Genomic DNA, 13657 nt, shown 5'->3' with positions numbered 1-13657 from the left:
GCGTCGTCACAGCTGGCTCAGGATCGTGGGGTCGGTGATCTCCGTGTCCCGGGCCAGGAGCATCGCCTTGCTGAGGATCACGGAGATCATCCGGTCGCCCTCGAACGGCAGACGCCCCGGGTCCGCCGTGGTGGCGCCCTCCTGGGGGACGATGCACAGATACCGCTCGTGCGGGTCGATGAGGACGTTGCCGGAGCCGAGGTGGACGCGGTACTCGTGGCGGTCGCCCCGGACGCGGAGGAAGCGGCCGTCGACCGTGCAGCGGTCGGCGATCGCCAGCCGGGGCACGAGGCGGGCCAGCAGGTCCCTGCGGGTCGCGGCCGTCTCCGAGAGCTCCCCGAAGCCGTACGACGTCCAGTAGTCGCGGTGGCGGCCGCCCGGGCCGCCGTCCTGCCAGGAGGGGTCGTTGCCGATGGAGGCCACGCCCACGAACAGGTCGACGTCCCGCAGGACTTCGGAGAGGACGAGGTCCGGTATCTCCGTGAGCGGGACCGGTTCGTGCGCTTCACCGCTGTGGGAGCGGCGGAGGTCGGGGCGGTAGTCGCCGCCACCGGCGTGCGCCCAGTTGGCCGGGGCGCCGAGCCGGTGGAAGCGCACCTGGTCGGTGGAGATCCGGCTGTACGCGCCGGCGCCCGTGAGGTCGCCGTCCTCCTGGCCGCCGATGCCTTCGACCCAGTACTCCGCGCGCAGGCCCCACTCGGGCAGCTCGCGGTAGGCGGGCGGGTAGCTGTCGTCGACGCTCAGCCGGAGCCGGGCGGTCCATCCGCGCACCGCCGCCAGGGCGTTGAACTGGTGCTGGCGCAGCACATGGCCCGCGAAGCGGTTCGAGTACGTCCCGGTGGCGCGCTCGGCGTCGGTGAGCGGGTAGACCTCTCGGTGGGCCTGCTTGAAGGGCTGCGTGACCTGCTGCGTGTCCAGCCGCTCCCGCCAGGCCGCGACTTCTGCGGCGGGCCTGCCGACCGGGTGCCACAGCTCCACGGGCGCGGTGGCCGCGGCACACACCGGGTCACCGTCGACGGTGCGCAGGTCCGTGCCGTCGAAGGCCGCGGGTGTGCCGCCGACCAGCCAGACGAGGCGGCGGGCGACCGTGCCCGCGAGCGGGTGGTCCAGCAGCCGCTCGCGCCACGCCTGGTACGCCCAGCTCCTGCGGGCCAGGAACTGCCGGTCGAGCCGCTCCGAGCAGGCCGTGAGCATCTTGTCGATGTCCTTGGCCGTGGCGCGCAGTTGCTTCACCTCGTCCGGGAAGTCGCGCCGTACTGCGGCCGGTGGTGACTTGAGTTCCTTGCCTGCGGCCGTGCGCCAGGTGAGCTCCGCCTTGCCGCCGTGCACGCCGAGGACGGCGGTGGTGTCGCCGAGCGGCTGTTCGCCGCGGCCGACTTCGGTCAGGCCGTAGGCGGGGACGGCCAGTTCCTCTATGTCCTCGCGCCGCAGACCCATCGCCTCCGCCCGGGCGTCGAGCGCCGCGCCGAGCTGCTTGAGCGTGCCCTTGTAGGTGACCTTGACCGACAGTCTGGCCAGCTCCGCGAGTGCCGCCTCGCCCGTGGTCGCCGACAGGGCGGTGACGCCCGCGCCTGCGATCTTCGGGGCCCGTGGGCCGACGCCGGGGACCTTGCGCAGGGCCGTCTCCACGAGGGCGCCGAGTGCACGGGTGATGTCCGGTGAGGCGGGCAGCAGCGCGGCGAGCCAGGCGGCGCCGCGGAGGGCGTCGGTGTTGCACGGGTCGAACAGGGCGTTGTGGTCGGGCCATCCGGGCCGCGTGTACAGGGTGAGGGTGCGGGGAGCGGCGGCCAGCCGGAGCCAGCCCAGCACTGCCTGCTGGAGCTCGCCGGGTCCGATCTCGCCTATCAGGGCGGCCGCGGCCTGCTGCCACTTCGCGGTGGGCCGGGCCGATGTCGCGGTACGCAGGTGCTTCAGCAGCCGCCTTCCGGCGTCCCCGAGACGCTCGGCGTCCGCGAGTGCCTGGTCGGCCCATGCCTCTCCTGGGTTGAGCAGGGGGTCCTCGATGCCCTTGAGCAGCACGGCCAGTTCGGGCGAGTGGGCGTAGGTGTCCGTCATCGTGCGCCGCAGCAGGGCCACGAACGGGCCGGGCAGGCTGCGTCCGGCGTCCAGTTCGCCCCGGGCCAGGGAGACCAGCTCGGCGTAGGTGTGCAGGGAGTAGACGGTGCCGAGTTCATCGATGCGCCGCAGCCGTTCGATGCTGAGCTCCCCCTCCGGCAGGCCGCGGCCGGCGATGCCGGCGAGGGTCATCACCACGCCGCGCACCTGCTCGGTGTCCGTGCCCTCCTGGTAGCGGCGGACCAGGGCATCGGCGAGACGCTTGCGCCGGTCGGTGGCCAGACCGCCGATCAGCTGTGGGATCCGTGCCCGCTCGCCGTCCCAGCGGTTGCCCGCGAGGGTGCCGATCCGCACCAGGTCGCGGGCCAGCCCGCCCATGTCGCCGTCCGCGATGCGCGTCTCGACCCGGCGGACCGCGTCATGCTCCCGCGTCGTCGCCATCAGCCACCCACCAGCGGGACGAGCCGGAGGAAGGTGACCTCGGTGGAGGCGGTGATGTCCACGCGCTCGTCGAGGTCGGTGAGCTGACGCTCCCCCACGAGCACCAGGAAGCCGTTGCTCCCGAAGGCGGCGAGGGCGCGCTCGTACGCCTCCTGGGCGCCCTCAGGCGTCTCCTGGAAGACCCGGCGGCGGATCAACTCGCGCAGGGCCAAGCGTTCTTCCGCGACGGGCAGCCCCAGGGCGTCCCGCCGGTCACCCGATGTCGTCTCGTCGACGAAGGTCACCATTGCCATGACCGAACAGTAGGGCGCCCTACTGACAGTCAGGTCCCGAGGGGCGTGTCCAGCGGGGAGACGGGACGTTCGAAGAACGTCTCCAGCGAGACCGTGGCCTGGGTGCCGCTGACGCCTTCGATCGCGTACAGCCGGCGCAGCACGTCCTGGAGTTGTTCGGTGGTGGCGGTGCGCACCTTCACCAGCACGGAGGCGTTGCCCGCGATGACGTGGGCCTCCTGGATCTCGGGGATCGCGGCGAACGCCTCCGCGGACTCGCCCATCCAGGCCGAGGACTCGACCATCACGAACGCCAGCACTCCGCGCCCCAGGGCCGCCGGGTCCACCTCGACCGTGGTGCGGCGGATGACGCCGCGTTCCCGCAGTTTCCGTACGCGTTCGTGCGCGGCGCCGGCGGACAGGCCGACCGCCTTGCCGAGGGCCGCGTAGGCGGAGGTGGCGTCCTCCTGGAGGAGGGCGATGAGTTCACGGTCCACGGCGTCCATGGTTCGCGACCATAGCGCCTCCCGACTCACCCATGGCGGGCCGAAGCTTGTTCGGCGCCCTCCTCCGACGGACTGATGACGTCCCGGGTGAACCGCCTGCCGACCGGCTGCTTCCTGGACGGACGCGGATCCGCCGCGGGCCCGACGGGTGCGCGGCGGGTCCGCGGGCCGCGGATCTACCGCGTGGCGTGTTCGGCGAGGAATCCGGTGATGAGGGGGGTGACTTCCGCAGGCCGTTCCAGGCTGGGCAGATGCTGGGCCCAGGACAGTTCCACGTGGCGGGCGCCGGGGATCAGGGCAGGCAGACCGGCCGCGATCTGCCGGAAGTCCTCGACGTCGTTGGCGCCGGAGACGGCGAGGCAGGGCGCGTCGATGCGGGAGAGGTCGGGCTCGGGCGGCTGCGCACCGGCCTCGGCCTCTCCGGCGCCGTCCGCCTCCTCTCCCTCGGCGCTGCCTTGTGCGGCCTCCGCGTCGGCGATCGCCTTCTCGGCGGCCAGTTGCACCTCGAAGGCGTGCCGCTGCATCCGCCGCACGGCTTCGCGTGTCTCGTCGTCGGCATCGGGTCCGAGCCAGGTGGACACGTTCAGTTCGACGGCCGCCTCGAGGTCACCGGCCTCGATCAGGTCGTCCTCCTGCCGACCGAAGGCCCTGAGCTGCGGGCCCGGTGGCCGGCCCGGCTGCCCGGCGCAGAGCAGTACCAGTGCGGCGGCCAGCTCCGGCCTGCGCGCGGCCAGCTCCAGGGCGACCTTGCCGCCGTAGGACGACCCGATCAGGGTGGCCCGGCCTGTGCCGAGGCTGTCGAGGAGTTCGAGGACGTCGTCGGCGTCGCTGTAGGGGCCCGTTCCCGCGGGCGTTTCGCCGAAGCCCCGGAAGTCGCAGCGCACCACCTCGTACCCGGCGTCCGCGAGCGACTGCCACTGGAGGTCCCACATCCGCCGGTCGCACACGCCCGAGTGCAGGAGTACGACGGTGGGGCCTTGGCCGGTCCGGTCGAAAGAGATCGTCATGGGACCTGACCTTAGGGGTCCTTGCCGCCGGGCACCCACATTTTCCCGCGGTGCTTGAACATGTTCAAAAGGAGGTCTACAGTCAGGACCGCCAGCTTTTGAACATGTTCAAGGGAGGGTGGGGCATGGACCTCACTGTTGTCACGTACGTCGCCTACCTGCTGATCAGCGTCGGGCTCACCGTCTGGGTCGCACGCACCCTCAGCAAGAACGGCCGGATATTCCTCGCCGACGTACTCAAGGGGAACGAGAAGCTGGCGGAGGCCGTCAACCACCTTCTGGTGGTGGGCTTCTACCTGGTGAACCTCGGCTTCGTCGCGCTCTACCTCAAGACGGCCGACGCGATCGAGGAGACCCGCGGTCTCCTGGAGGCACTGTCGGTCAAGATCGGTGTCGTCCTGCTCGTCCTCGGCGTCATGCACCTCGGCAACGTCTACGTCCTCAACAAGATCCGCCGTCGCGGAGTGATGGAGGACCGGCAGACCCCGCCGGTCGGCCCCCAGGGGTGGACCCAGCAGGCTCCCGCGGGTCCGTGGACCCCGCCGGCTCCCGGCCGGGCCGGAGCGTGACACCGATGAGCCTCGCGGTCCGGGCACTGACCGTCCTGTACGACGCCGACTGCTCGCTGTGCGTGCATCTGCGGAGCTGGCTGCTGCGGCAGCCCCAGCTCGTGCCGCTCCGGTTCGTGCCCGCCGGGTCGGACGCGGCGCGCCGCGACTATCCCGAGCTCGACCACGCCCGCACGATGCGCGAGATCACCGTCATCGGTGACCGCGGCCAGGTCTACTCGGGCCAGGCAGCCTGGATCGTGTGCCTGTGGGCACTGGCCGAGCACCGGCCCAAGGCCCACTGGCTCGCCACCCCGGCCGGTGCCCCGTTCGTGCGCGTCACGATGCTCGCGGCGGCCAAGTACCGGGAGATGACCGGGGCGGCGGCGGGCGCCGCTCCCTGCGACGACCGGTGCTCCGCACCCGACTAGGCTCGGACACCGTGACTGAAGCGAACGACCCGGCCGACACGAGGGCCCCCAAGAGCGAGCAGACCCGGACGCTCATCCTCGAGACCGCGCTCCGGCTCTTCCAGGAGCGCGGCTACGACAAGACGACCATGCGGGCCATCGCCAAGGAGGCCGGAGTCTCCGTAGGGAACGCCTACTACTACTTCGGCTCCAAGGAACACCTCGTCCAGGGCTTCTACGACCGGATCGCCGCAGAGCACCAGGCGGCGGTCCGGCCCGTGCTGGACAAGGAGACGGACCTCGAGTCGCGGATGGCGGGCGTGCTGACCGCGTGGCTGGACATCGCCGCGCCGTACCACGAGTTCGCGGCCCAGTTCTTCAAGAACGCGGCCGACCCGGAGAGCCCGCTCAGTCCCTTCTCCCCCGAGTCCGAGCACGCCCGCGAGGCCGCCATCGACGTCCATCGGGAGGTACTGGCCGGGTCGAAGTCGAAGGTGGCGGAGGAGCTGCGGGAGATCCTCCCCGAGTTGATGTGGCTCTCCCAGATGGGACTGGTCCTGTACTGGGTCTTCGACCGTTCGGAGGGAAGCGAGCGCAGCAGGCGGCTGGCCGAGCGCGGTGCCCGGCTGACCGCCCGGGGTGTGGCCCTGGCCCGTTTCCGGGTGCTGCGCCCGCTCGTACGCGAAGTGCACGAGCTGTTCACGGACTTCCTCCCCGGCATGGCGGAGACCGTGGCGGCGCGTAAGAAGAGCTGACCCCGCCCGCGGGGCGGGAGCACCCTACGCCCGACGCGACGCCAGCTCCACGACGGTGATGTCCGAGGACGCCCCGACCCGCACCGGCGGGCCCCAGGCGCCCGCGCCCCGGGTCACGTACAACTGGGTGTCGCCGTAGCGCTCCAGGCCGGCCACGGTGGGGTTGGCCAGTTCCGCCAGGTGGTTGCCGGGCCACAGCTGACCGCCGTGCGTGTGCCCGGACAGTTGGAGGTCCACGCCCTGCTCGACGGCGTCGTGGATGACGACGGGCTGGTGGGCGAGGAGCACGGCGGCGCGGGCGCGGTCCCGGTCGCCGAGGGCCTTCACGAAGTCGGGGCCCTGGCCCTCGTCCTCGCCGGCCACGTCGTCGACGCCGGCCAGGTCGAAGCCGCCGGCGATCTCGACGCGTTCGTTGCGCAGGGGGCGCAGGCCGAGCTCCCGGACGTGGTCGACCCACTCGTCCGCGCCGGAGAAGTACTCGTGGTTGCCGGTCACGAAGAACGAGCCGTGACGGGAACGCAGCCGGGCGAGCGGCTCGGCCGCGGACCCGAGGTCGGCCACCGACCCGTCGACGAGATCGCCGACGACGGCGACGAGGTCGGGCTGGGTGGCGTTGATGGAGTCGACGATGCGCTGCGTGTGGGCCCGGCCCAGGATCGGCCCGAGGTGGATGTCGCTGACGACGGCGATACGGAAGCCGTGCGCCGCCCGAGGGAGCTTCGCCAGCGGAACGGTCACCCGCTTGACGCGCGGGCCCCGGAGCACACCGTAGGTGCCGTACCCGACGGTGCCGAGCGCGGCGGTGGCGGCTGCGCCACCGACGATGCGGGACACGAACAGCCGCCGCGACACGCCGCCGGGGCCGGCGGCGTCGCCGGCCCCGGCGGTGACGCCCGTGTCCCCGCCGGGTGCCGCGGGGCCGCCGGCGCCGGTCTCCGCTCCGGTGTCCGTGTCGAGGGCTGCGTCCGTGGCGGACGGCTGTGCCGCGGGGGCGCTGTCGACGGCGACCGCGGCAGCCTGGCCGTGATCGGCCCCGGCCTCCGCCGTCCCTCCCAGGGCGGCACCGGCACCGGCCGGGCGCCGCCGGTCCCCCGCCGCCCCGGACGCCTGCGCCGCGCCTGCCGCGGCTGTGGCCGTGGCACCGGAAGGCTTCGAGGGCTCGCCGTTCTCGTCCCGGCCGCCCGGTACAGCGGGGTCACGGCGATCCAGCACCCTGCGCAGCACGGGGCGTACCGCCTCGCCGGCCAGCAGCGCCAGGACCAGGTAGAGCAGTACCGCCAGCCAGAGGTAGCCCGGCCAGGCCAGGACCCGCTCCAGCCAGAAGGGCGCCCCGACGCGCCCCGAGGTGAGGGCGGCGAAGGACAGCACGGGCAGCACCCAGATCGCCGCCGTACCGAGCCGGCGGGCGAGTCCGCCCGGAGCGGTCGTGTCGCGAACCAGCCGCCGCCACACGTACCAGTGCACCCCGGCGAGCAGGGAGACGACCAGAATGATCACGAGCACGACGACTGCCGCCACAATCAGTTCCCCGTTCTCTGACCGCGCTCACGGCGCGAAGCGCGTACGCCGCGCAACCCGATGACCCCGATGACCGTCCCCAGAACAAAGGACGTAACGGCGAGCAGCAGATGGACCCAGAAGTAGCCGGTGGGGTCGCCCGCGTCGTCGAAGGCGAGCCCGCTGCCGTCCTTCCACAGGTTTTTGACGAAAGTGATCCAGATGAACCAGCTCCACACCCCGAACGCGAGCAGGAACCAGGAGACGGAGCGGCTGAGCTTCATGAAGCAAGTATCGCGGCCGTCCGCCGACCGGGTTGTTCGGGGTGGGCTGTCCTGGCGTCAGTTCCGCACGACCAGCGGGCCGATCTCCATATTTTCAGATCGGCCCTGTACGTTCTCGTCCGTGTCTGCTCTGAAAACCACCGCGCGAAGGACCGCGTTGACGGTCCTGGCCGCCGCACTGCTGCCCGCGATGACCGCTGCTCCGGCCTTGGCGGCCACGCAGGACACCAATCCGGAGCGGAAGAAGCCGAAGCCGCCGGCGGTCATGTCCTCGGTCGGCGGGTCCCTGCTGGCGAAGCCGGGTACGCAGGTCCGCCTCGGCCCCGGCGCGCCGGTCCTTCCCAAGGACGTCAGCGGCCGGTCCTGGATCGTCGCGGACGCCGAGAGCGGAGAGGTGCTCGCCTCGCACAACGCGCACTGGCGGCTGCCCCCCGCCTCGACCATGAAGATGCTCTTCGCGGACACGCTGCTGCCGCGGCTGCCGAAGACCACCGTCCACAAGGTCGCCCCCGAGGAGCTCGCGGGCGTCGGCGCCGGCAGCAGCCTCGTCGGGATCAAGGAGAACCACACCTACTCGGTCCACGACATGTGGCTCGGCGTCTTCCTGCGTTCCGGCAACGACGCCGTCCATGTCCTGTCGGCGATGAACGGCGGTATCCCCCGCACCGTCGCGGACATGCAGGCACACGCGGAGGAGCTCCAGGCCCTCGACACCAAGGTCGTCTCCCCCGACGGCTACGACGCCCCCGGCCAGGTGTCCTCCGCCTACGACCTCACACTGATCGCCCGCAGCGGTATGCAGAAGAAGGACTTCCGCGAGTACTGCTCGACGGTGAGCGCCGACTTCCCCGGCGAGCAGAAGAAGGGCAAGAAGCGCGGCACCTTCAAGATCCAGAACACCAACCGGCTGCTCACCGGGGCGAGCGGCATCAGCCCGTACAAGGGCATCGCGGGCGTGAAGAACGGCACCACCACGCACGCCGGCTCGACCTTCACCGGTGTCGCGGAACGCAACGGCAAGGTGTTGCTCGTCACCGTCATGAACCCGGACTCGGGCGAGAGCCAGGCCGTCTACAAAGAGGCGGGCAGGCTCCTCGACTGGGGCTTCGCGGCGTCCGGCAAGGTGAAGCCGGTGGGCGAACTGGTCCCGCCGAAGTCCGCGGAGCCCGCGTCGTCCGGCGACCCGGAGCAGGTCAAGGACGGCCAGGTCGGCAAGGACGGCCAGGTGAAGCCGGTCGCCGCCTCGCAGGCAGGCTCGAGCGGCATGGGGATCGCGCTGGGCGTCGCCGGCGGGGTTCTGGTGCTGCTGGCGGCCGGGGCGTTCCTGATCAAGCGCCGGTGGCCGCTGCCGGACCGGGTGCGGCGCGCGCCGCGTCCGTAGCGGACCGGGCGGGCTCCTCCTTGCTCTGCGTCGCCGTCCAGGCGGCGCAGAACAGCAGCAGCTTGGCGGTGAAGTTGATCCACAGCAGCAGGGCGATCGGCACGCCGAACGCGCCGTACATGCTCCTCGAGGCGACCCCGCTGATGTAGCCGCCGAGCAGCAGCTTGAGCAGTTCGAAGCCGACCGCGCCGACCAGCGCGGCGACGAACAGACGACGGCGCGGCGGCTGGACCCCGGGCAGCAGGGTCAGCACGTAGAGCAGGATCAGGAAGTTCGCGAGCACACCGACCGCGACGGCGGCGATCTTCAGCAGCACCCCGCCGACGCCGCCCTCGTCGAGGCCGAGCAGTTCGGCGGTCCGGCCGACGGTCATGGAACCGAGCGCGGAGGCCGCGAACGAGGCGAGGCCGGTGCAGCCGAGACCGGCGAGCACCCCCACGTCCTTGATCTTCCGAACCACCGGGTTGCCCTCGTCCTCGTCGTCGAGCTCCCAGACGGCCCGCAGGCACTCCCGCATCGAGCCGACCCAGCCGACACCCGTCAGCAGCAGCAGCGCGCCGGCGACGACCCCCACGGTGCCCGCGTTGGCCACCAGCGCCTGGATGTCGAGCTGGTCGGAGATGCCCGGCACCTGTTCGGCGATCTTGTCGTCGAGCTTGTCCAGCGCCTGCTGGTCGAGCGCGGCGGCGACGATCGCCGCGGCGACGGTGATCAGCGGGAAGAGCGCCAGGAAACTGAGGAAGGTGATCGCGGCGGCCAGACGCGTCCAGTGGACCCGGTCGAGCGTCTCGTAGGACCGCCAGGCATGGGTGCGCATCAGCCGCTGCGCGATCGGGCCGATGACGGGGAGCTTGATCAGCCAGTCCATGGGCTACGCCTACCCGCCGTGACGCCTCGCAGGCACGTGGCACGCCGGAATGGCGTCGAACGCTACGCGCCGTGACCGGCGCGCGAGGTCAGAGGGTGGTGACGTGGTCGTCGACCGGTGCGCCCTGCGGGGGCACCCCGGAGATGCCGCCACCGAAGGCGAAGGTGCTGAGCTTGCGCCACACGGCGTCCGCGCCCTGCTCGTAGAGCGCGAAGGAGGCACAGGTCCACTCGGCGCCGTACTCGGACAGCTCCTTGTACGCCCGGTCCATCGCCTCCTCGGAGATGCCGTGCGCCACCGTGACGTGCGGGTGATAGGGGAACTGCAGTTCGCGTACCAGCGGCCCGGACGCGTCCCGCACCCGCTTCTGCAGCCAGGTACAGGCCGAGCCGCCCTCGACGACCTGGACGAAGACCACGGGCGACAGCGGACGGAACGTGCCGGTGCCGGACAGCCGCATCGTGAAGGGCCGCCCGGCGGCGGCGACGGACGCGAGGTGCGCCTCGACCGCGGGCAGCAGCGACGAGTCGACCTCGGTGGGCGGCAGCAGGGTGACGTGAGTCGGAATGCCGTGCGCGGCGGGATCACCGAAGCCCGCGCGCCGCTCCTGGAGCAGGCTGCCGTAGGGCTCCGGGACCGCGATCGAAACGCCGAGCGTTACGGTCCCCACGTCGTTCTCCTCAGTCCTCGGTACGGATCGGTGAGAGGGTGTGCAGCCGCCAGTGTGGCGGCTGCACCCTCGCTGTGGCCAGAGTCCTTGGACACAGGTCCTCCGACTCTTTCCGGCTCAGTGCTTGGCGGGGACGAATCCCAACTTGTCGTACGTGTCGGCCAGCGTCTCCGCCGCGACCGCACGGGCCTTCTCCGCGCCCTTGGCCAGGATCGAGTCCAGCGTCTCCGTGTCGTCCAGGTATTCCTGCGTACGGGTCCGGAACGGTGTGACGAAGTCGACCATCACCTCAGCCAGGTCCGTCTTGAGCGCACCGTAGCCCTTGCCCTCGTACTTCTGCTCCAGATCGGCGATCGCCGTACCCGTGAGGGTGGAGTAGATCGTGAGCAGGTTGCTGACGCCCGGCTTCTCCTCGGCGTCGAAGCGGATCACCGTGTCGGTGTCGGTGACGGCGCTCTTGACCTTCTTCGCCGTCGTCTTCGGCTCGTCGAGGAGGTTGATCAGGCCCTTGGGCGTGGAGGCCGACTTGCTCATCTTGATCGTCGGGTCCTGGAGGTCGTAGATCTTGGCGACCTCCTTGACGATGTAGGGCGCGGGGACGGTGAACGTCCGGCCGAAGCGGCCGTTGAAGCGCTCCGCGAGGTCGCGGGTGAGCTCGACGTGCTGGCGCTGGTCCTCGCCGACCGGCACCGCGTCCGCCTGGTACAGCAGGATGTCCGCGACCTGGAGGATCGGGTACGTGAAGAGACCGACCGTGGCACGGTCGGCGCCGTGCCGGGCCGACTTGTCCTTGAACTGGGTCATGCGCGAGGCCTCACCGAAGCCCGTGAGGCAGTTCATGACCCACCCGAGCTGGGCGTGCTCCGGAACATGGCTCTGCACGAACAGGGTGCACCGCTCGGGGTCGAGACCGGCCGCGAGCAGCTGGGCAGCGGCGAGCCGGGTGTTCGCACGCAGCTCTGCCGGGTCCTGCGGCACGGTGATCGCATGCAGGTCCACGACCATGTAGAACGCGTCATGGGTCTCTTGCAGCGCGACGTACTGGCGGATGGCGCCGAGGTAGTTCCCGAGGTGGAACGAACCGGCGGTGGGCTGGATACCGGAGAGCGCGCGGGGTCGGGATGAGGCCATGCACACCATTCTCTCAGGTGCGGAACCGATCTCCGGCCGCCGGTGTATCAATGGTGTGAGGACGCGGGAGGGGACCCTCGAGCGGGGTCCGGAGGGGGGCCGCCTCGTCGATGCCGAGGGCGCGGTGATCGCCCGCGTGCGCGCCGGAGAGCCGGAGGCGTACGCGGAGCTGGTCCGCGCGCACACGGCGGTCGCGCTGCGGGCGGCGGTGGCCTTCGGAGCGGGCGCGGACGCGGAGGACGTGGTGCAGAGCGCGTTCCTCAAGGCGTATCAGGCGCTGGGGCGCTTCCGGGAAGGGGCGGCGTTCCGGCCGTGGCTGCTCCGGATCGTCGCCAATGAGACGAGGAACACAGTGCGTTCGGTGGTGCGGTTACGTGCGGTCGCCGGCCGGGAGGCACTGCTGCTGGGACCCGAGCCGCTGATACCCGAGTCGGCAGATCCGGCGCTGGCCGCCGTCGCGCGGGAGCGGCGCGGGGTGCTGCTCACGGCGCTGGCCGAGCTGACCGAGGAGCAGCGACAGGTCGTCACCTACCGCTATCTGCTGGAGATGGACGAGGCGGAGACGGCGGAGGCGATCGGCTGCCCGCGGGGCACGGTCAAGTCCCGGCTGAACCGCGCGCTGACCCGGCTGGGGCAGCTGATGAGGGGTGAGGGAGGTGAGGGGCATGGCTGACGGGGCCGAAGGGCGCGAGGAGCGGGGCACGGGCGCCGGTGAGGCCCGTGAGGAGGCACCACGGGCGCCGGCGCAGCACGGGCAGGAGCGCCACGAGGGACGGCATGAGGCCCGCGAGGGGCACGACGGCCGCGAGCAGCGCGGGCCGGCGCACGGCGGGCACGAGGAGTTGGTGGAGGAGCTGCGCGGGCTGGGGCGGGGCATCCGCATCCCGGACGTGGACGGCGAGACCATGGCGGAACGGGTCCTGGCGCAGCTCCTCGCCGAGTCGGACGCGACGCCGGCCACGCCGGAGGCGGTGGCGCTGAGCGGCCCCCGGGCCCCGGCCGTTGCCCGGAGGAAGCGGGCGGTGCGGTGGCTGCGCCGGCGGTGGCGCGCCCTGTCGGTGGGCCTGTCGGGAGTGCTGGTGGTCCTGGTGCTGACCCCGCCCGTGCGGGCGGCTGTCGCCGACTGGTTCGGCTTCGGTGGGGTCGAGGTGCACCACGACCCCACCGCCCGGCCGTCGAAGGCCGCCGCCGTGCCCTGGTGCCAGGACCCGGTCGGACTCGCGGAGGCGGGCCGGCGGGCCGGGTTCACGCCCCGGGTGCCCGGCGCGCTGGGCGACCCGGAGGCGGTGTCGGTGGCGGTGGGGCCGGAGGGGCGCTCGGTGGTGAGCCTGTGCTGGCGCGAGGACGGCAGGACGGTCCGGCTGGACGAGTTCCCGGCGCGGCTGGACATCGGCTTCGCCAAGCAGGCCAGGCTGATGCCGCAGTGGCTGATGCTGGGCGACGACGGGACGGGGACAGGCACTTTGAAGTCGACCGGACTGTGGTTCTCCGAACCGCACCGGCTGCGCTTCATGATGACCGACGCCCACGGCGACGACTGGGTACAGGCCGAGCGGACGGCGGGCCCGACGCTGCTGTGGACGACGGCCGACGCCGTGACCACGCTGCGGCTGGAGGGTGTGGCGTCGGTGCGGCGTGCGGAGGAGATCGCCGAGTCGGCCCTGTGACGGCCGGCCCGCACGCCCCGCGAGCGCCGCGGAACCGGTGGACCGGTGGCTTCGTGGCCTCATTGCCGCCGGCTTCGTGACCGCAAGACCGGCGAGACCCGCGAGATCCGTCAAGGATTTTCGCTGCCGGGACGGAACCCGAGGCGCTCGGGCGGTGTACCAGAG

General features: G+C 71.8%; 15 protein-coding genes. 6 read left to right on the top strand and 9 right to left on the bottom strand.

Features of this window, described 5'->3' with window-relative positions; translation table 11 throughout:
• Positions 1–6: 6 nt before the first annotated feature.
• From ACIPJI_RS07730 to ACIPJI_RS07715, 4 genes are all read right to left on the bottom strand, one after another.
• The gene (locus tag ACIPJI_RS07730) at positions 7–2496 is read right to left on the bottom strand and encodes a DUF4132 domain-containing protein (protein WP_402245029.1); all 2490 of its coding nucleotides are present in this window, start codon (positions 2494–2496) and stop codon (positions 7–9) included.
• Positions 2496–2789 (bottom strand): hypothetical protein, encoded by a 294-nt coding sequence (locus ACIPJI_RS07725; protein ID WP_402245028.1) that lies wholly within the window; start codon positions 2787–2789, stop codon positions 2496–2498. The genes ACIPJI_RS07730 and ACIPJI_RS07725 overlap by 1 nt, the downstream gene beginning before the upstream one ends.
• 29 nt (positions 2790–2818) lie before the next feature.
• The gene (locus ACIPJI_RS07720; protein ID WP_356620636.1) at positions 2819–3274 is read right to left on the bottom strand and encodes an Lrp/AsnC family transcriptional regulator; all 456 of its coding nucleotides are present in this window, start codon (positions 3272–3274) and stop codon (positions 2819–2821) included.
• Between the two features lie 176 nt (positions 3275–3450).
• On the bottom strand, positions 3451–4281 hold the full coding sequence (locus tag ACIPJI_RS07715) for an alpha/beta fold hydrolase (protein ID WP_402245026.1): 831 nt from the start codon (positions 4279–4281) through the stop codon (positions 3451–3453).
• Positions 4282–4406: 125 nt separating this feature from the next.
• Between ACIPJI_RS07715 and ACIPJI_RS07710 the strand changes: the two genes are divergently transcribed.
• From ACIPJI_RS07710 to ACIPJI_RS07700, 3 genes are read left to right on the top strand one after another with little or no spacing between them, the layout of a single operon-like run.
• The gene (locus ACIPJI_RS07710; protein WP_189466667.1) at positions 4407–4850 is read left to right on the top strand and encodes a hypothetical protein; all 444 of its coding nucleotides are present in this window, start codon (positions 4407–4409) and stop codon (positions 4848–4850) included.
• A 5-nt stretch (positions 4851–4855) separates the two neighbouring features.
• A complete protein-coding gene (locus tag ACIPJI_RS07705; protein ID WP_356620634.1) occupies positions 4856–5260 on the top strand; it encodes a DCC1-like thiol-disulfide oxidoreductase family protein in 405 nt (134 codons plus the stop codon).
• 11 nt (positions 5261–5271) lie between these two features.
• The gene (locus ACIPJI_RS07700; RefSeq protein ID WP_159688290.1) at positions 5272–5994 is read left to right on the top strand and encodes a TetR/AcrR family transcriptional regulator; all 723 of its coding nucleotides are present in this window, start codon (positions 5272–5274) and stop codon (positions 5992–5994) included.
• Between the two features lie 24 nt (positions 5995–6018).
• On the opposite strand, the gene ACIPJI_RS07695 is transcribed toward ACIPJI_RS07700, so the two are convergent.
• Both ACIPJI_RS07695 and ACIPJI_RS07690 read right to left on the bottom strand, forming a co-directional pair.
• Positions 6019–7512, bottom strand: coding sequence for a metallophosphoesterase (locus ACIPJI_RS07695; protein WP_402245023.1), 1494 nt, complete (start codon positions 7510–7512; stop codon positions 6019–6021).
• Between the two features lie 2 nt (positions 7513–7514).
• Positions 7515–7775 (bottom strand): SCO4848 family membrane protein, encoded by a 261-nt coding sequence (locus ACIPJI_RS07690; protein WP_307707893.1) that lies wholly within the window; start codon positions 7773–7775, stop codon positions 7515–7517.
• Positions 7776–7965: 190 nt separating this feature from the next.
• On the opposite strand from ACIPJI_RS07690, the gene ACIPJI_RS07685 reads away from it, so the two are divergent.
• The gene (locus ACIPJI_RS07685; RefSeq protein WP_402245774.1) at positions 7966–9156 is read left to right on the top strand and encodes a D-alanyl-D-alanine carboxypeptidase; all 1191 of its coding nucleotides are present in this window, start codon (positions 7966–7968) and stop codon (positions 9154–9156) included.
• On the opposite strand, the gene ACIPJI_RS07680 is transcribed toward ACIPJI_RS07685, so the two are convergent.
• The 3 genes from ACIPJI_RS07680 to trpS all read right to left on the bottom strand — a co-directional run bounded on the left by ACIPJI_RS07680 (position 9104) and on the right by trpS (position 11825).
• Entirely contained in the window at positions 9104–10024 is a 921-nt protein-coding gene (locus ACIPJI_RS07680; RefSeq protein ID WP_307707891.1) for a YihY/virulence factor BrkB family protein, read from the bottom strand. The two genes, ACIPJI_RS07685 and ACIPJI_RS07680, sit on opposite strands and share 53 nt — an antisense overlap.
• 88 nt (positions 10025–10112) lie before the next feature.
• The gene (locus ACIPJI_RS07675) at positions 10113–10694 is read right to left on the bottom strand and encodes a 2'-5' RNA ligase family protein (RefSeq protein ID WP_402245020.1); all 582 of its coding nucleotides are present in this window, start codon (positions 10692–10694) and stop codon (positions 10113–10115) included.
• Between the two features lie 117 nt (positions 10695–10811).
• Entirely contained in the window at positions 10812–11825 is a 1014-nt protein-coding gene (gene trpS, locus ACIPJI_RS07670) for a tryptophan--tRNA ligase (RefSeq protein ID WP_005313162.1), read from the bottom strand.
• Between trpS and ACIPJI_RS07665 the strand changes: the two genes are divergently transcribed.
• Both ACIPJI_RS07665 and ACIPJI_RS07660 read left to right on the top strand, forming a co-directional pair.
• Positions 11824–12498 carry a sigma-70 family RNA polymerase sigma factor gene (locus tag ACIPJI_RS07665; protein ID WP_356620632.1) on the top strand — a complete coding sequence of 225 codons (675 nt, stop codon included), beginning with the start codon at positions 11824–11826 and terminating at the stop codon, positions 12496–12498. The two genes, trpS and ACIPJI_RS07665, sit on opposite strands and share 2 nt — an antisense overlap.
• Positions 12491–13492 carry a hypothetical protein gene (locus ACIPJI_RS07660; RefSeq protein ID WP_402245018.1) on the top strand — a complete coding sequence of 334 codons (1002 nt, stop codon included), beginning with the start codon at positions 12491–12493 and terminating at the stop codon, positions 13490–13492. Before ACIPJI_RS07665 ends, ACIPJI_RS07660 begins: the two co-directional genes overlap by 8 nt.
• The last annotated feature ends 165 nt before the right edge of the window (positions 13493–13657 follow it).

This window comes from Streptomyces sp. NPDC086835 (assembly GCF_044745705.1).
Lineage (GTDB): Bacteria > Actinomycetota > Actinomycetes > Streptomycetales > Streptomycetaceae > Streptomyces.
Note: the sequence above shows the minus strand (reverse complement) of the source record. Positions and strands in the feature narration are given on the sequence as shown.